At 61.2% G+C, this 17,004-nt stretch carries 13 protein-coding genes; 8 read left to right on the top strand and 5 right to left on the bottom strand.

Annotation, left to right across the window (positions count from 1 at the left end; all coding sequences use genetic code 11):
* Positions 1 to 47 precede the first annotated feature (47 nt).
* Positions 48 to 3,134, bottom strand: coding sequence for a CHASE domain-containing protein (locus AC07TV_RS09840; protein ID WP_494648216.1), 3,087 nt, complete (start codon positions 3,132 to 3,134; stop codon positions 48 to 50).
* A gap of 60 nt (positions 3,135 to 3,194) precedes the next feature.
* Entirely contained in the window at positions 3,195 to 4,118 is a 924-nt protein-coding gene (locus AC07TV_RS09835) for a LysR family transcriptional regulator (RefSeq protein ID WP_494648215.1), read from the bottom strand.
* A 105-nt stretch (positions 4,119 to 4,223) separates the two neighbouring features.
* Here AC07TV_RS09835 and AC07TV_RS09830 point away from each other — a divergent pair, with 105 nt between their 5' ends.
* The 5 genes from AC07TV_RS09830 (at position 4,224) to AC07TV_RS09810 (ending at position 8,296) form a co-directional block, all read left to right on the top strand.
* Positions 4,224 to 4,931 carry a pirin family protein gene (locus AC07TV_RS09830; RefSeq protein WP_494648214.1) on the top strand — a complete coding sequence of 236 codons (708 nt, stop codon included), beginning with the start codon at positions 4,224 to 4,226 and terminating at the stop codon, positions 4,929 to 4,931.
* A gap of 34 nt (positions 4,932 to 4,965) precedes the next feature.
* Positions 4,966 to 5,520, top strand: a complete 555-nt coding sequence (locus AC07TV_RS09825; RefSeq protein WP_494648213.1) for a flavodoxin family protein — start codon at positions 4,966 to 4,968, stop codon at positions 5,518 to 5,520.
* 77 nt (positions 5,521 to 5,597) lie between these two features.
* Positions 5,598 to 6,398, top strand: a complete 801-nt coding sequence (locus AC07TV_RS09820) for a response regulator (RefSeq protein ID WP_494648212.1) — start codon at positions 5,598 to 5,600, stop codon at positions 6,396 to 6,398.
* 251 nt (positions 6,399 to 6,649) lie between these two features.
* Complete coding sequence (locus AC07TV_RS09815; protein ID WP_494648211.1) at positions 6,650 to 7,333, top strand: lamin tail domain-containing protein; 684 nt, start codon at positions 6,650 to 6,652, stop codon at positions 7,331 to 7,333.
* 15 nt (positions 7,334 to 7,348) lie between these two features.
* Positions 7,349 to 8,296 (top strand): SdiA-regulated domain-containing protein, encoded by a 948-nt coding sequence (locus AC07TV_RS09810; protein WP_494648210.1) that lies wholly within the window; start codon positions 7,349 to 7,351, stop codon positions 8,294 to 8,296.
* A 54-nt stretch (positions 8,297 to 8,350) separates the two neighbouring features.
* On the opposite strand, the gene AC07TV_RS09805 is transcribed toward AC07TV_RS09810, so the two are convergent.
* The 3 genes from AC07TV_RS09805 to AC07TV_RS09795 are packed head-to-tail and all read right to left on the bottom strand — an operon-like array spanning position 8,351 to position 10,834.
* Positions 8,351 to 8,908 (bottom strand): hypothetical protein, encoded by a 558-nt coding sequence (locus tag AC07TV_RS09805; RefSeq protein WP_494648209.1) that lies wholly within the window; start codon positions 8,906 to 8,908, stop codon positions 8,351 to 8,353.
* Entirely contained in the window at positions 8,905 to 10,008 is a 1,104-nt protein-coding gene (locus tag AC07TV_RS09800; RefSeq protein ID WP_494648208.1) for an exo-alpha-sialidase, read from the bottom strand. Before AC07TV_RS09800 ends, AC07TV_RS09805 begins: the two co-directional genes overlap by 4 nt.
* 37 nt (positions 10,009 to 10,045) lie before the next feature.
* On the bottom strand, positions 10,046 to 10,834 hold the full coding sequence (locus AC07TV_RS09795) for an enoyl-CoA hydratase (protein WP_494648207.1): 789 nt from the start codon (positions 10,832 to 10,834) through the stop codon (positions 10,046 to 10,048).
* A 1,239-nt stretch (positions 10,835 to 12,073) separates the two neighbouring features.
* Between AC07TV_RS09795 and dnaE the strand changes: the two genes are divergently transcribed.
* The 3 genes from dnaE (at position 12,074) to AC07TV_RS09780 (ending at position 16,987) form a co-directional block, all read left to right on the top strand.
* Positions 12,074 to 15,553: a DNA polymerase III subunit alpha gene (gene dnaE, locus AC07TV_RS09790; protein ID WP_494648206.1), complete on the top strand. Its 3,480-nt coding sequence runs from the start codon at positions 12,074 to 12,076 to the stop codon at positions 15,551 to 15,553.
* Positions 15,550 to 16,020, top strand: a complete 471-nt coding sequence (locus tag AC07TV_RS09785) for a WbuC family cupin fold metalloprotein (RefSeq protein WP_494648205.1) — start codon at positions 15,550 to 15,552, stop codon at positions 16,018 to 16,020. The genes dnaE and AC07TV_RS09785 overlap by 4 nt, the downstream gene beginning before the upstream one ends.
* Positions 16,021 to 16,291: 271 nt before the next feature.
* Positions 16,292 to 16,987 carry a PEP-CTERM sorting domain-containing protein gene (locus AC07TV_RS09780; protein ID WP_494648204.1) on the top strand — a complete coding sequence of 232 codons (696 nt, stop codon included), beginning with the start codon at positions 16,292 to 16,294 and terminating at the stop codon, positions 16,985 to 16,987.
* Positions 16,988 to 17,004: the final 17 nt, after the last annotated feature.

The following is a 17,004-nucleotide window of genomic DNA, read 5'->3' as shown; positions in this document are numbered from 1 at the left end:
CTCGGCGCAGTTCCACGGTCAACCGGAAAAAACGGCCAAAAACGAAATCAGGCCGAATTGGCAGTCATGCCCAGCCATTGCTCCAGCTTGGCGTAGAGCAGTTCCGGCTTGACCGGCTTGGCGATGAAATCGGACATCCCCGCCGCCAGGCACTTCGCCTTATCCTCAGCGAAAGCATTGGCGGTCATCGCCAGAATCGGTGTCGCCGCGTAGCCGGGTAGCCGGCGAATCGCCACCGTCGCTTCCAGTCCATCCATGTTCGGCATCTGCATGTCCATCAGGACCAGATCGTAGTATTTCCGGCTGGCCTGTTCGAGCGCTTTGGTGCCGTCGTCGGCAACGTCGATGCTCAGGCCGGGCAGGCATTGCAGCAGTTCGAGAGCGACTTCCTGGTTGATCGGGTCGTCCTCCGCCAGTAGCACACACTTGCCGCTGAAATCAGCGGGCCGGGCGTCGTTTGTCTGGTCGGCCGGCGTTGCCGAGAGATCCGCGGCGTCCGGCGCCGCCTTGGTGAAACAGATGGTCAGCGTGAAGGTACTGCCGACGTCCGGCGTACTGTGCACTTCAATGCGGCCATTCATGAGCCGGACGAGTTCGCGGACGATGGCCAGGCCCAGTCCCGTGCCGCCATGGCGGCGAGTGGTAGAACCGTCGGCCTGTTCGAACGGCGAAAAGATCCTTTCCTGCGCCTCGGGGGAAATGCCGATACCGGTGTCCCGGACGGCCAGGCGGACGGTCAGCGTGTTCGCCGTTTGTTCGACCGTCGTCGCCCCGATGGAAATGCTGCCGCGCTCGGTGAACTTAACCGCGTTGTCGACCACGTTGAGCAAAATCTGCTGCAGCCGCAGGGGGTCGCCGAGCAATTTGGCTTCGCTCAGTTGCGGCTCGACGTCGAGTTCAAGTTGCAACCCCTTGGCGGCCAGCTTGTCGCTGACCAGGCTTTCGATGTTGGCGACGATGCTGCCCAAGCGTAACGAGGTCTGTTCCAGCTTGAGCCGTTCGGCGTCGATTTTCGACAGGTCGAGGATGTCGTTGAGCAAGCTCAGCAGATGGCTGGCTGCTTTGTCGATCTTGCCCAGCTTGTCGCGCTGGTCGGGGTCGTTGCTGCGTCGGTTGAGGATGTGGGTCAGGCCGATGATGGCATTCATCGGCGTGCGCAGTTCATGGCTCATGTTGGCCAGGAAAGTACTCTTGGCACGGTTGGCCGCTTCGGCTGCCTCCTTGGCCAGTTGGAGGTCGGCGGTGCGCGAGGCGACCAGCTCTTCGAGGTGCATCCGGTGGCGGTCCAGTTCCGCCTCGGCCTGTTTGCGTTTGGAAATGTCGATGATGATCCCGATCACCGCCGGCCGCCCTTCAAAATCGACCGCCGTGCCGAAGACTTCGACATCCAGCTTGCTGCCGTCCCGGCGCAGGCCGGTAAAGCCATAGTGCAGCGCCTCGATTTCACCTTTTTCCCGCCGCCGGACATTGTCGGCAACCTTCTGCCTGTCTTCCGGGGCAACCAGGTCGATGACCGCCACCCGGTCAATGACTTCCTCGGGCGACTCGTAGCCGAAGAGCTTGGCAAACCACGGATTGACGTAGCGGAAATGCGGCCCCTGAATGATATAGACGCCAGCCAGCGACTGCTCGACCAGGCCGCGGAACTTGTGCTCGGCGGAGCGCAGCTCCTTTTCCACCTGAACCCGTTTGGTGATGTCGTGGCCGACCATGACCAGTGCCTGCCGGTTGCCGTCGGCTCCGAAAAGCGGCACCTTGGCAATTTCGAAAACCTGTTCTTTGCCGTCGTGGTCACGGAAAATCAGTTCTTCGTCGAGACGGCCGCCATTGTTCCAGGCACGTTCATCCGAGGTGTCGAGCAGCGTCAGCGGCGCCGTGTCGAATTTGCCCGAGGCGGCCAATTCCCGGCTGGTCGAGCCGCGATAGTCGGTATTGCTCAGGCCGAGCATGCGGAGCAGGGGGCTGTTGGCTTCCGTCCAGCGCCCGGCGCCATCCTTCAGGCAGACAATATCCGGCAAGGTGTCGATCAGTGTGCGCAGGCGTTTCTCATTCTTGGTCAGGCGATCGGCGTAGATCGTGATGTTGCGCCGGTAGCCGTTGTTGCGCCGCACCCAGAAAAACGTCGCCAGGCCGCCCAGGATGCCGCCGAAGGCAATGCTGAAGGGCAGCGCCGTCGGCGTAATGCTGTCGAACTCGGGACTGCTGCGTAGCTGGGCGATCCACTTGTGGTCGCCGAATTCGATGGGCAGGGTTACGCGCTGGCGCCCGTGGTTGTGCGCCTTGTTATCCGGATGCGAATCAAAAAGCAGATTTTCCGGCGCAACCGCCGTGTCGTACAACTCGATTTCGACATCCTTGTTGTCCGGGTTGAAAATGCTGCCGAGCAGATCCCGGGCGCGGAAAGCGGCATAGCTGAAGCCGCGCAGCGTTGCCCGGCGTTGTTCGATGCTGTCGTGGGGCTGGCCGTTGCGGAATACCGGTATATAAATCAGGAAGCCCGGCTGAGGCTGCCCGTCATTTTCCTGAAGGAGTGTGATTTTCCCCGACAGGGCTGGTTCGCCGCTGTCCCGCGCCCGCGTCATGGCAAGGCGGCGAACCGGTTCGGAGAACATGTCGTAGCCGAATGCGCGCTGATTGACATCAGAAAACGGTTCGAGATAAACGATGCTGCTGAACTGCTCGCGTATCCCTTCGGGTTTGATGGCATAGCTCGAAAAACCTTCGTTCCGGACTGTCTGCTCATGTGCAGCCTTGTCGCGCGGCTGGATCATCAGCGAAAAACCGGTGGCCTGTATGCCGGGCAGGGTTTTTTCCAGCTGCAGGTTGCGCACATAGCTCTGCCATTCGTCGCGCCTGACGTCGTCGCTCGCCTCGATGAAGGCAGCAGCGCCACGCAGGACCTGGGCGTGGGCCTGAAGGCGAAAGAGCAGGGTGCTCCGCTCCTGCTCGGCGCGGTACAGGAAGCGCTGGTAAATCTGCTCCTCGGTGCTTTGCCGAACGATGCCGTAGAGCACCGCGGTGATGGCCAGAATGATGCCAAGCACCAGCCAGGCCCCACCTTCATGCAGCAGGAAATGCGGGAAATAGTGGCCCCTTTGCATGCTGTCGAGCGAGATTGGCCGGGATTTTTCCATTGTTATGATTTGGTCAAATTCTTTTCAAGATAGCACTATATGGAGCGCCTGTGGGCCGGGTTATGTGCCTGAATGAAGGCCTTCGGTCAGTGCGCTCGTTACCACCTTGTCAGCTAGTTCTTTGACGAACCAGAGGAGCGCCTTGCCGTCCTGGCGGGTGCGCCAGGCGGTATGCAGGGGGGCTGCCGGGCGTGTCGTGGCGAGGTCTTTCTTCACCAGTCGTCCGGCAGCGATCTCCGGTTCGGCCAGCCAGCGCGGCAGGTGGCCGATGCCCAGTCCGGCCGCCTGGGCCGCCACCTTGGCACGAATGTCGGGGACGCGCAGGACGTCCTGTCCTTCAAGCAGGCCGATGGTCCGGGCATCGAGCTCCTGCGAGGTGTCGGCGACGACGACGGCGCGGTGGTGCAGCAGCTCGCTGGCCGGGATGGTGCCGGGCCAGGCGGCCAGCGGGTGCTCCGGGGCAATGGCGAAGATGAAATCGGTATGCGTGCACAGCAGGCTGGTGGCGATGCCGCTGCGCGACGGTGGGTCGCCCGGCGCACCGATGGCCAGGTCAGCCCGGCCGGTCGCCAGGGCGTCCCAGGTGCCGCCGAGCACTTCGTTGGAGAGCCTGATCTGGGTGCCGTGTCCGGCGGCGTAGAAGCGCTTGAGCAGCGGAAAGATGCGCTCAATCGGAATGACCGCATCGAGCGCAATGCGCAGTTCGGCCTCCCAGCCGTCGGCGATGCGCTGGACGCGACGCTCCAGCTCGCTCGCCGCGCGCAACAGGTGGCGGCCATCGTCGAGCAGTGTGCGCCCGGCCTCGTTGAGCGTGGCGCGCCGGCCTTCGCGCCGGAACAGCGTGATGCCGAGATCGCATTCCAGTTTGGCGACGGCATGCGACAGCGCGGACGGCACGCGATGCAGCGAAGCGGCGGCCGCGGTGAAGCTGCCCAAGCGTTCGATGGCGTCGAGGATGAGCAGTAGATCGAGCGATATTTTCATATGAAAAATATTAACTGATAGCCTCGTAATTATTCGCTATTTATTGTTGAACACCATGAATACTATGGTGACTAATCAATACGATTTATTCACAAGGATACTGAGATGATCCAGCTTCGCCCTTCTGCCGAACGCGGCTACGCCGACCATGGCTGGCTGCGCGCCAAACACAGTTTTTCCTTTGCCGATTATTACGACCCGGACGAAATGGGTTGGGGCGCCCTGCGTGTCATCAACGAGGACCGCGTCGCCCCGGGCACCGGTTTCGGCCGGCATGGCCATCGCGACATGGAAATCGTCACCTACATCCTGTCCGGTACGCTGGAGCACAAGGACAGCCTCGGCCACGGCGGCTTCATCCGGCGCGGCGAAGTGCAGCGGATGAGCGCCGGCAAGGGCATCCTGCACAGCGAATCCAACCCATCGGCCGACGAAGAAACGCACCTGCTGCAAATCTGGATCGAACCGGCGCAGCACGGTACGTCAGCCAGCTACGAGCAACAAGCCCTGCCGCTCGACGAAATGCGCGGTCGCTGGCGCCTGGTTGCCTCGCCGGACGGTGCCGACGGCAGCACGACCATCGGCCAGGATGCGCGCCTGTGGGCCACCGTTGTCGAGCCGGGGGCAGGCATCGATTACCGCCTGGCGGCCGGCCGGCTGGCCTATGTGCACGTTATCTACGGTCAACTGGAAATAAATGGCAAAAACGTGAATGGCGGTGACGGCGCCAAGATTGCCGACGAAACCGATCTCAAGTTTTTGGCCAGTGAAGAAGCGGAATTCCTGCTCTTTGACCTGCCGCCTGTCGCCTGACCCGACTTTCAATAATCAATAAATGGAAAACAGCATGAGCAACACCATCGTCGTATATCACTCCGGCTACGGCCACACCAAGCGCGTCGCCGAAGTCGTCGCCGAAGGCGCCGTCGCCGAACTGCTGGCCATCGATGCCGAAGGCAACCTGCCCGAAGGCGGCTGGGAAAAGCTGGCCGCTGCCGACGCCATCATCTTCGGCACGCCGACCTACATGGGCGGCCCGAGTTGGCAGTTCAAGAAATTTGCCGATGCCTCGTCCAAGCCCTGGTTTTCGCGGACCTGGCAGGACAAGGTTTTCGGCGGTTTCACCAACAGCGCCAGCCCGGTCGGCGACAAGGGCGCGACGATGATTCAACTGCACACGCTGGCCTCGCAGCATGGCGGCATCTGGGTCAGCCTCGGCATCCTGCCGGCCAACACCAAGGCCGCCACGCATGCCGACATGAACCATCTCGGCGGTTCGGCCGGCCTGCTTGTCCGCTCGCCCTCCGACGCCAGCGTCGCCGAAGTCCCGGCCGGTGATCTCGATACCGCCAAACGCTACGGCCAGCGCGTCGCCGACATCGCTGCTCGCCTGCGCGGGTAAAGGCTTGGGCGGGCGGCCCCCGGGCTGTCCGCTCGCTGCTATAGTGAGGTCATTCCCCTTCGTTCCGGAGTGATCGCATGGCAATGACTACCTCGTTGGCTGACCTCGCCATCATCCTCGTCGAGCCGTCGCAGATGCAGGCCCATCTGGTCAGCCGCATGCTTGAGCACCAAGGGGTCAAGAAAGTCACTGCTGTCGATACGGCCAGTGCGGCGCTGGCGGCGCTAAAGGTTGAAAGCACGAATGTCATCGTGATCAGCAGCCTCTACCTGCCGGATCTGGCCGGTACCGAACTGGTCGCCGCCATGCGGGCCGACCGCGATCTTGAAACCGTGCCCTTCATTCTCGTCTCCAGCGAAACCCGCCCGCAGGTGCTCGAACCGGTGCGCCAGTCCGGCGCCTGCAGCATCGTCGCCAAACCCTTCAACGAACAGCAGCTATCGCGTGCGCTCTATGCCGCTGCTGACTACCTGAACCCGCCGGAAGACCTCGACGTGGCCGAGATCGAAAACCTGCGTGTCCTGCTCGTCGACGACAGCCTGTCGTCGCGTCGCCATTTGCGCCGGCTGCTTACCGAACTGGGCATCGAACGCATCACCGAAGCGGTTAATGGCAAAGAGGCGGTGGCCCTGCTCGAACAGGCCATGGTCGACCTCGTCATCACCGACTACAACATGCCGGAAATGGACGGCCGCGAACTGACTGAATACATCCGCACGCAAAGCTGGCAGGCCGAGGTGCCGGTGCTCATGGTGACCAGCGAGCAGAACATGGGCCGTCTGGCCGCCGTCGAGCGGGCTGGTGTTTCGGCCATCTGCGACAAGCCTTTCGAGGCTGGCAGCATTCGCCGGCTGATCAGCGAAGCACTGACCCGTTAACCACGCTGGCGCCGGAGAAGCGCAAAGCTTCCCGGCTGATTTCTGCGCTGAAACCTGAAAAACTTCACGGTTTCAGCGAGCGAAAAACGAGACGTTGATCCATTCGGACTATGCCGTTTGCGGCCTGTGTCACGAGCGTGCAATGTGCGCGCGCCAATCTTCGGAACATTCCCCGGCCGCCGGTATCTGTTCACGTTGTGTTCGGCCGCGGGGAGCTATTTTCCCTTTTTCCGAATCAAGCGGAGTAAATCATGAAGAAGTCCCTGCGCATTATTGCGGCCGCCTTGGCCATTGCCGGCCCTGGTGCGGCGTTCGCTACTGTTTCCCTTCCCGATATCCAGATTACCGAATGGATGTACAACGGTACTGGCACGACCGGGGAATACATCGAATTCACCAACATGGGTTCGGTTGCCGTGAATTTCTCCGGCTGGTCTTTCGATGACTCAAGCAGAACACCTGGCTCTGTCAGTCTGTCCGACTTTGGTCTGGTTGGTGCAGGCGAGTCGGTTATTTTGACCGAAGCTACCGCGGCAGAGTTTCGTTCTGCCTGGAACCTGGGCGCCAACGTCAAGGTTATCGGCGGCAATACCAATAACCTGGGCCGCAGCGACGAAATCAATCTTTACGCTGCTGGTGACATTCTTGTTGACCGCCTGACCTATGGCGACTCCGCCTTTCCGGGCACCATCCGCGCCCAGAATGCCAGCGGCAACCCGCTGGCTGTCACCGATTTGACCTCCGGCACCATCACCGCCAACTGGGTGTTGGCCTCTGCCGGCGATGCTTATGGTTCCTATTACTCTGTTTCCAGCGTTGACTTGGGCAACCCCGGAACTTTCATTTACGCGCCAGTGCCCGAACCTGACAGCTATGCCATGTTGCTCGCTGGCCTCGGTCTGATCGCTGGTCTCGTTCGTCGCCGCAAAGTTTGAGACGGAGCAAATAGCATGATCAAGAAGACATTAATTGCATCTCTGCTGGCATTCGCCAGCTTGTCCGCATCGGCGCAGACCTCTCTGGACCTGTCGCGTTACCAGGTGTCCGCTTCGTACAACCTCGATACCTTGTCCGAGATGGGTTTGGAAGCCTCTGCCGTGACCTACGCGCGGGACCGGGGCTCGCTGTTTTTTGTCGGTGATGAAGGCCTGGGCGTCGTGGAAATCTCGCTGACCGGCCAGACCTTGGGCAAAATGAATTTCAACTGGACCGGTACCGGCAGCACCAACAACGACGCAGAGGGCCTGACCTACCTCGGCAATGGCGTGCTGGTTGTTGCTGAAGAACGTCTGCAGGATGCGTTCAAGTTCAACTATGTGGCCGGTGGCAGCGTAACCCTGGCCAATGCCGAATTCGTGTCAATCGGCAGCACCGTCGGCAATGTCGGTACCGAAGGTATCAGCTACGATCCGCGCAATGGCAGCTTCGTCTCGGTCAAGCAGGACGGTCCGGTGGCTTTGCTGGCTGGCGGCCTGACGTTCGCGCAGGGCGGTGGTGTTTCTTCGATGAGCACGCTGTATTCGGGCACGACCTCACTGTTCGGGGTCAACAGTTTCTCGGACGTGCAAACGCTTTCCCCGATTGATGCCCTGGTTGGTACCGCTGCGGCCGACAATCTGCTGATTCTGAGCCTCGACTCCAAGAAGCTTATCGAAATCAACCGTTCAGGTCAGGTGTTGAGCAGCCTCGATCTCAGCGGTGTCACGAATCAGGCCATCGAAGGCGTGACTGTCGACGAAAAGGGAACGATCTATCTGGTGGCGGAAGATTCCGGCATGCCGAACTCGAAGCTGTTCGTATTGACCGCCCCGGTTCCCGAGCCGGAAACCTACGCCATGTTGCTGGCTGGTCTTGGCCTGCTCAGTGTCGTGGCGCGCCGCAGGAAGCTGGCGGCCTGATCCACGGATTTTTCTGCCAGACAGACGGGGGCCTCTGCCCCCGTTGTCGTTGACTCAGCCGGCGCTGCCGATTTTTGTCGCCAGCCGGCGGATGGTGATCTGGCGGACGACGACAATCAGTGCCAGCAGCCCCAGCAGGGGGTCGAACAGGACATCCCACAGGTTGGCGAAAACGCCGCTGGCGTAGCCGGCGAGGTCGATGGCGAGAATCGCCAGCCAGACGTCGAGCCGCTTCCACCACAAGGCCAGGCCGAGGGGCAGCAACCCGGCCAGCAGCAGTGTCGGCTGGTAGCCGAGGGCATACGGATCGAACGATCCTAGGCCGAGCGAGGCGGCATAGAACGGCACGGCGAAAGCGAGCAGGCCAAGGGCCGGGCGGTAGCCCAGCGGCGAGGGCGTTTTGTCGGCCAGTTGGAGTACGGCGAGTGCCACCAGAGTCAGTGACGGCGTTCCGAAATAGGCGTGCATGCCGGGGGCAATGCCGACCACCAGCGCCAGCGTGGTCGCCGCCAGCGCGACGCGGGCGCGCAGCTCGCCGAAGGGCACAAGTGCGGTCAGGGCGCCGAAAATCAGGGCGTGGGCGAGTAGACCGTAGGCGGCCAGCAGGTTCATGGCTGCCCTCCATCGAGCCAGGCTTCGCTGAGGACGACATGCTTGATGCCTTGCCGACGCCAGTCGTAGGCGAGGTGGATGCGTCCATCGCGGCCGAGCAGCAGGGCCGGATTGCCGTAGTCGGCGCCGCCATCGGGGGCGGTTTCGACGGTGCGCACCTCCTGCCAGGTCTTGCCCTGATCGGCCGACAGCCAGAGCAACAAGGCCTGCCGCCCGCTGGCCGGGTTGCCGGCAAGCAGCAGCCGGCCGCTTTTCAGGCGGAGCAGTGCTATCGAAGCATTCGGGTTGGGCACGGCGATGGCTTCGCCCGCCTGCCAGTGCTGGCCTCCGTCGTCTGTTGTCGCCACCCGCACCGAACCCGGCGCTCCGCCGGCATCGCGCAGGACCGCTATCGCACGCTGTTCATCAAGGGCGGCGACGGCGGGTTGCAGCGTGGCACCCGCGCCAGGCAGGCGAGCCTTGTCGAGAATTTGCCCGGTCGCCGACAGGCGCAGCCATTCGCCATGCTGACCGATGAAGTCGTGGCTGATCGCCAGCCCCAGTCCGCCGTCGCCCAGCGGCACGGGGGCGGTGTGGACGGCGCCGCCGAAATTGGCGAACGGCGAGGTTTGCTGCCGGGCCGGCTTGGTCCAGCTCTTGCCGCCATCGGTCGACACGCTGTGGTTGATCGAGCTACCCAGCGTGCTGCTGGCATACCACAGGTGCAGCCAGCTCCCTTCGGCATGGAGGACCGGGTTACCGAGCCGGCCAATCTGGGCAAAGGTGCCGCCGGCCGTGCTTTCGGCCGTGGCGATCTGCACCGGGCTGCGCCAGCCGCCCCGATCGCGCACGCTGAAATGGACGGTCATCGCGTCCTCGGGGCCAGCCAGCCAGGCCGCGGCAATGCGGCCATCGGGCAATTCGGTCAGGTTGGGGGCGGCGGCCGTCAAACCGGCGTCGCGCCACAGCATTTCATTGACGAAGAGCGCCGGCAGCGTCGATGGCGTGGCGGCGGGGGGCGGGGCGAAAGCCGGGGCGGCCGGCCTTGGTGCGCGCCAGAAAGCGCCGGCCAGTGCGCCAATGAATAGCAACAACAGGAGAGGGCGGGTGGGAAGCGGCATGGGCCGGGATTCTAACCCGCTTCCCTGGATGCCCCGCTCAGCAGCCCTTGTATTCCGGCTTGCGCTTCTGCATGAAGGCGTCGATGCCTTCGCCGGCATCCTCGCTCATCATGTTGCAGGCCATCACTTCGCCGGCGTAGTCGTAGGCCTCGCTCAGGCCCATTTCGAGCTGCTTGTAGAACATGCCCTTGCCCATGCGGATGGCGACGGCGCTCTTGCCGAGGATGTTGCCGGCCAGCCGTTCGATTTCGGCATCGAGTGCATCGAGCGGCACGACGCGATTGACCAGGCCCTTGGCCTTGGCCTCCATGGCGTCGATGAACTCGCCGGTGAGCAGCATTTCCAGCGCCGCCTTGCGGCCGAGGTTGCGGGCCAGGCCAACGGCCGGCGTCGAGCAGAACAGCCCGACGTTGATGCCCGACACGGCAAACTTGGCGACATCGGCAGCGACGGCCAGGTCGCACATCGACACCAGCTGGCAACCGGCGGCGGTCGCGATGCCGTGCACGCGGGCGATCACCGGCTGCGGCATGCGCGTGATGCTCAGCATCAACTCGCCGCACTGCTTGAACAGCGCCCGCATGAACTCCTTGCTGTGATTGCCGCGCATTTCCTTGAGATCGTGGCCGGCGCAAAAAGCCTTGCCGGCTCCGGCGATGACGACAACGCGCACGCCGTTCGAGCCGGCGATGGCATCGAGTTCCGCCTGCAGTGCAGTCAGCATGTCCTTCGACAGCGAATTGAACTGGCCGGGACGGTTGAGGGTCAGCGTGGTCAGGCCGTCGGCACGGTCGGTGCGCAGGACGAGGGGTTCGGTGGTGGTCATGGGTGTCTCCATCGTTTATTGGGTTTATTAATGCTTGCTGATTTTACCCCCGGAGGCGAGGTGGCTTCCATGCCGGGGCCGCCGACTTGGTAGCGACGATGGCCGAGGTATGCCAGGAGAAACGCTGAGTTCTGGAGGAGTGGGGCTGTTGCTACGGTCAACCGGAAAAAACGGCCAAAAATGAAAGTTGCTGGGGATCAGCCAAGCAGCGGTGGCTTACTGTATTGCGTTAGAAAATCGTGGTCTGTCCCGAGGTTTACATTTATCCCCTTTATCGCTTGAACCAGCGCCCCCTGTTTCTCGCCCACGTATGCACGGAATTTCCGAGCGCGATGAGACAGAGAAAGGAAAACGCCATGATCGGCCAATACCACCACGGATCGCGACTGACACTGACTGTGAAGCTTGATGTCCGGCCAACGAAGGTAACTTCTCCGGTAAATAGCCCCTGTACGAACGAGAAGGAGAAGAGTGCGAACACGCAAAATTCGAAGCCTGTTCTTGCGCGGAGGAAGTCGGCAATGCGAGCCATACCTAAGGTGTACAACGTAGAAGTGAGCGGACTGCGCGGCTTTTCGCGGAGGTCCGCTCGACTGCCGGGTTGGGGGTATGAGGCTCGCCGAACCCCCTGGCGCTAAAGTTTAGGTTGCTACTCACGGCCGATGCCTTCGCCCACGCCATCTGGGATTTTGTGACCATCGAGACCCGCTCTGTCAGTCAAATCGGTCGTGACTCGCCCCGTGTGTTTGTCCCTGGCTAGCGACCAAACCAGAAGTGCCCCAACGATGGGCACGAACCAAACTAGTAGGAATTGAAGCAACTTCTGTCTACGGTCGTAACGCAGACTGTGGACGAGGGCATATATGGCATAGGAGTTCAGGGCAACGAGCAGAAGTACCAGCAGTATCAGCACGGCAAACATGAATGCCCCCAACTAGTAGTAGACGACAAAGCTGTCGCCTAATTCGGAGGACTGTCCAATAAGCTGGCAGATAGGACAGCCAAAGGTCATTGTGCAGGAAGGGTTATGAGTGTTTGCTTGCATGTTTTCAGAAATTTCCTGGCGACGAACTGGACAGTAGGGATTATTGACCGGAATTGCAATTGGCATTTTTGGCGCGCGTTCCTGGGTGGCGTCGACGCGTGCTGCCGATTTCAAATTTAGCCATTTTTTCCGGTTGACCGTAGCAATGCCCTTCGGCGCACTTAAACGGAAACGCCCCGGCCGGCCGCGGTAAAATGTCGGCCATGAATTCGCCGCGCTACGTCCACCTCCGCCTCCATTCCGAATATTCAGTCACCGACGGCATTGTCCGCATCGGCGATGCCGTCAAGCGCGCGGCGGGGGATGGCATGCCGGCGATGGCGCTGACCGATCTGGGCAATCTGTTCGGGCTGGTCAAGTTCTATTCCGGGGCGCGCGGCAAGGGGGTCAAGCCGATTGCCGGGGCGGATGTCTGGATCGCCAATCCGGAGTCGCCGGACGATGCTTATCGCCTGCTGCTGCTGGCGCGCAATAACGCCGGTTACAAGCAGTTGTGCCAGTTGCTGAGCAAGGCTTATCTGGTCGAAGGCCGGCGTGACCGGGCTGAACTCAATCGCGACTGGTTTGGCGAGGTCGGCTGCGACGGGCTGATCGCCTTGTCCGGGGCGCATCTCGGCGATGTCGGCGAAGCCTTGTTGAACGGCAATTTCGATCTGGCCGGCCAGCGGGCCAAGGCCTGGGAGGCGATTTTCCCCGGCGCGTTTTATCTGGAGGTGCAGCGTTACGGCCAGTCGCAGCAGGAGGCGATTGTTCAGCAGACGGCCGATCTGGCCGGTGAAACGGGCATTCCGCTGGTCGCGACGCATCCGATCCAGTTCATGAACCGCGATGATTTCCGCGCTCACGAAGCGCGCGTCTGCATTGCCGAAGGCTACGTGCTGGGCGATACGCGGCGGCCGAAGCTCTACACCGAGGAACAGTATTTCAAGACGCAGGCCGAGATGGCGGAGTTGTTCGTCGACCTGCCGGAGGCGCTGGAAAACTCGCTGGAAATCGCCAAGCGCTGCAATATCACGATGACGCTGGGCAAGAACTTCCTGCCCGATTTCCCGATCCCGCCGGGCATGACCATCGGCGAATATCTGGTCGATGAGGCCGAGAAGGGGCTGGAAGTTCGCCTCGCCGAGCTTTACCCGGACCCGGAAGTGCGCGCCCAGCGCCGGCCGGAATACGACGAGCGCCTTATCTTCGAATGCAAGACCATTCTCCAGATGGGCTTCCCCGGCTACTTCCTGATCGTGGCCGACTTCATCAACTGGGCCAAGAACAACGGCGTGCCAGTCGGGCCGGGCCGGGGTTCCGGCGCCGGTTCGCTGGTCGCCTACAGCCTGCGCATTACCGACCTCGATCCGCTGGCCTACGCCCTGCTGTTCGAACGCTTCCTGAATCCGGAACGGGTGTCGATGCCCGACTTCGACATCGACTTCTGCCAGGACAACCGCTGGCGCGTCATCGAGTACGTCCGCCAGCACTACGGCGAGGATGCGGTCAGTCAGATTGCCACCTTCGGCACCATGTCGTCGAAGGCGGTGATCCGCGACGTCGGCCGCGTGTTCGGCCTGCCGTATTCGATGTGCGACCGGATTTCCAAGCTGATTCCGATTGTCCAGAACAAGCCGGTGTCGCTGGCCGAGGCGCTGGAGCAGGAGCCGCAGCTACGAGAGATGATGGAGGGCGACGGCGACGGCGAAACCATCCGCGAACTGTTCGACCTGGCCAGCCGTCTTGAGGATTTGACGCGTAACGTCGGCATGCACGCCGGGGGCGTGCTGATCGCGCCGGGCAAGATCACTGATTTCTGCCCGATCTATCAGGCCACCGGCAGCGATGCGTCTACGGTGTCGCAATTCGACAAGGATGACGTCGAGAAGGTCGGCCTGGTCAAGTTCGACTTCCTGGGCCTGCGCAACTTGACGATTATCGAGCTGGCCGTCGAATACATCCGCCGGATGACCGGCGAGAAGCTCGACCTCATGTCGCTCGGCTTCACCGACCCGGCTGCCTACCAGATCCTCAAGGACGCCAATACGACGGCGATCTTCCAGGTTGAATCGGAGGGCATGAAGAAGCTGCTCAAGAAGCTGGCGCCCGACCGCTTCGAAGACATCATCGCTGTGCTCGCGCTCTATCGTCCCGGCCCGCTGGGTTCCGGGATGGTCGATGACTTCATCCTGCGCAAAAAGGGCCAGCAGAAGATCGACTATTTCCACCCCGACCTGACCGCCTGCCTGTCGCCGACCTACGGCGTCATCGTGTATCAGGAACAGGTGATGCAGATCTCGCAGATCATCGGCGGCTACACGCTCGGTGGCGCCGACATGCTGCGTCGGGCGATGGGCAAGAAGAAGGCCGAGGAAATGGCCAAGCACCGCGAGACCATCGCCGCCGGTGCCAAGGAAAAAGGCTATGACCCGGCGCTCGCCGAGCAGTTGTTCGACCTGATGACCAAGTTCGCGGAATACGGTTTCAACAAGTCGCACACTGCCGCCTACGCCGTCGTCACCTATCACACCGCCTGGCTCAAGGCGCACCACTGCGCGGCCTTCATGGCGGCGACGATGTCGTCCGACCTCGACAACACCGACTCGGTGAAGATCTTTTACGAAGACACCATCGCCAACAAGATCAAGGTGCTCGGGCCGGACGTCAATGTCTCGAATTACCGTTTCGAGCCGGTTGACCGCGGCACCATCCGTTACGGCCTGGGGGCGGTCAAGGGCACCGGCGAGCAGGCGGTGAACGTGATCCTCAAAGCCCGCGAAGAGGGCGGCCCGTTCAAGGATCTGTTCGATTTCTGCCAGCGCTGCGACAAGCGCATGGTCAACCGCCGGACCACAGAGGCGCTGATCAAGGCTGGCGCGTTTGATGCCATCGCTCCGGTCGAAGCGGGTGCCAAGCTTCCGAATCGCCACAAATTGCTGGCCACCGTCGGCATCGCCATGGACTTTGCCGAGCAGATGGAACGCAACGCCATGCAGACCAGCCTGTTCGACGTCGGCGATGTGGCCGACGAACACGCGCCGGAATACGTCAACGTTCGCCCGTGGGACGAAAAGACACTGTTGATGGAAGAAAAGACGGCGCTCGGCTTCTTCTTCTCCGGCCATCCGTACAACACCTGCAAGAAAGAACTGTCACGCTTCGTGCGCCGGCCGCTCAACCGGTTGGAACCCTCCAAGGAACTGACCACGCTGGCTGGCGTCGTGGTCGGCGTGCGCACCCAGATGACCCGCCGCGGCAAGATGCTGTTTGTGCAACTGGACGACGGCACCGGGATGATCGAGGTCACCGTTTTCAACGAACTCTTCGAAGCCGAACGTACCAAGATCGTCACCGACGAAGTGCTGATCATTGAGGGCAAGGTGCGCTACGACGACTTTTCTGGCGGCAACAGCGTTACCGCCGACAAGCTCATGACGCTGGGCGAAGCGCGCGCCCGTTTCGCCCGGCACTTGCTGCTCAAGATGAACGGCAATTCCGATGCCCGCAAACTGAAGTCCTTGTTGACGCCGTTCGCGCCGGGTTCGGCAGACGTGCGCGTGCGCTACCGGAATGCCGATGCCGAGTGTGAACTGCAACTCGGCAAGGATCTGCGGGTCCGGCTCGATGACGCCTTGCTCGAAGCCTTGTCAGGCTGGCTACAGCCGGAAAACGTCGAAATAATCTATTCGTGACGACGCTGATCGACCGGGCGCTGCTCGATAACCTGACAGCCGAGGCCGACGGCGCACCCCGTCTGCGCAAACACCGCAACTTTCATCCGGGGGACGCCTATCCGGCCCACCGGTTGCTGATTGCCATCGAGCCCGGTTCATATGTCGCTCCACACCGACACCTCGATCCCAACAAGGATGAGACACTGCTTGTCGTCCGTGGGCGACTGGGAGTTGTCATTTTTCGGGCCGAAAATGCCGTTGACCGTAGCATCGTGCTACAGGCAGGCGGTGAGGCCATCGGCATCGACATTCCGCACGGCGTTTTCCATACGGTTCTCGCGCTGGAACCCGGCACCGTCTTCTTTGAGGCCAAGGCCGGCCCCTACGTGCCGATTGCCGAAACCGAACGCGCTCCCTGGGCGCCAGCCGAGGGAGCGCCTGCTGCCCTCGTGTACCTGAAAGCACTGCAGATCCTGTTCGCCTGAGTCGCCCAATTCTGGTGACTCGGTTCATCAGCGGACTAGGTGCGCTGTAATATCAATTGCTGACATTGTCATTTTTGAAAAATATTGCGGCGCAGCATGAATTTTGTAATTATAAAAAATACACAATGTAATTAAGTGCTTGTCGCTAAGTGGCGACATGTTGCTATGCAAAATCGTTATTGACATTGGGATTTGTGCTGTTAGTATGACATTCCGTTTGCATTGTCTTTGCAAACGCTTTTACTTTCGCTAGTCCTTTGCAGGAGTGCTAATGTTCAATCAACTAAAACCGCTGGCTGCATTAATCGCCACGGCCTTGATCTCAACCAGTGCGCTGGCTGCAACGCAGACGCTGGACGCCGGCAACTACACCATCAGTTTTGATGATTCCCTTCTCGGGCTCTTCGGTACCCCGACGCTGACCGCTTCGGGTGATCTTGCCTTTTCCCCCAGCGGCACCCCGGGTTTTTCGGCTCAAACCGGTTCTGGCTTTGACTTTACCAATTCCACTGTCGCCCTGACCATTACGGCTGACGCCGGTTACCAGCTGACTGGTTTCAACCTGATCGAAAAGGGTGACTATTTCAAGATCGGTGCAAGTAGTGAAGTGGCTGTTCTGGGACAGTTGCGCGTCCAGGACATGGTCAACGCCAACGTGAACTTGAGCAATAGCATCGCATCGGCCATGCCGTTGAATGTAACCAGCAGTTCATTCGCCAATCTGGCTACGACGGATTGGACCGCATTGGCCAGCATTGTTCAGGTTGCCACCGGGAAGGCTGTGGTCAGTATCGAAAACATTCTCGGTGCCTACGTCCCTGCCAGTGGCTACGCATTTATCGAGAAAAAGAGCGTGCTCCTCGATATCAACGTGACGGCTGTTCCAGAACCCCAATCCTTTGCCATGCTGCTCGCCGGCTTGGGTGTGGTTGGCGCCATGGTTCGTCGTCGCCGGATTGGTGTCTGAAAGATCGGTCTGATGAC

The sequence above is a fragment of the Azonexus sp. GW821-FHT04F04 genome (genome assembly GCF_059420025.1).
This window is presented reverse-complemented; position numbering and strand designations above follow the sequence as displayed.

Coding starts and splice junctions, on each gene's coding strand:
- AC07TV_RS09840 (WP_494648216.1), bottom strand. CDS start 3,134: ATGGAAAAATCCCGGCCAATCTCGCTCGACAGCATGCAAAGGGGCCAC.
- AC07TV_RS09835 (WP_494648215.1), bottom strand. CDS start 4,118: ATGAAAATATCGCTCGATCTACTGCTCATCCTCGACGCCATCGAACGC.
- AC07TV_RS09830 (WP_494648214.1), top strand. CDS start 4,224: ATGATCCAGCTTCGCCCTTCTGCCGAACGCGGCTACGCCGACCATGGC.
- AC07TV_RS09825 (WP_494648213.1), top strand. CDS start 4,966: ATGAGCAACACCATCGTCGTATATCACTCCGGCTACGGCCACACCAAG.
- AC07TV_RS09820 (WP_494648212.1), top strand. CDS start 5,598: ATGGCAATGACTACCTCGTTGGCTGACCTCGCCATCATCCTCGTCGAG.
- AC07TV_RS09815 (WP_494648211.1), top strand. CDS start 6,650: ATGAAGAAGTCCCTGCGCATTATTGCGGCCGCCTTGGCCATTGCCGGC.
- AC07TV_RS09810 (WP_494648210.1), top strand. CDS start 7,349: ATGATCAAGAAGACATTAATTGCATCTCTGCTGGCATTCGCCAGCTTG.
- AC07TV_RS09805 (WP_494648209.1), bottom strand. CDS start 8,908: ATGAACCTGCTGGCCGCCTACGGTCTACTCGCCCACGCCCTGATTTTC.
- AC07TV_RS09800 (WP_494648208.1), bottom strand. CDS start 10,008: ATGCCGCTTCCCACCCGCCCTCTCCTGTTGTTGCTATTCATTGGCGCA.
- AC07TV_RS09795 (WP_494648207.1), bottom strand. CDS start 10,834: ATGACCACCACCGAACCCCTCGTCCTGCGCACCGACCGTGCCGACGGC.
- dnaE (WP_494648206.1), top strand. CDS start 12,074: ATGTCGGCCATGAATTCGCCGCGCTACGTCCACCTCCGCCTCCATTCC.
- AC07TV_RS09780 (WP_494648204.1), top strand. CDS start 16,292: ATGTTCAATCAACTAAAACCGCTGGCTGCATTAATCGCCACGGCCTTG.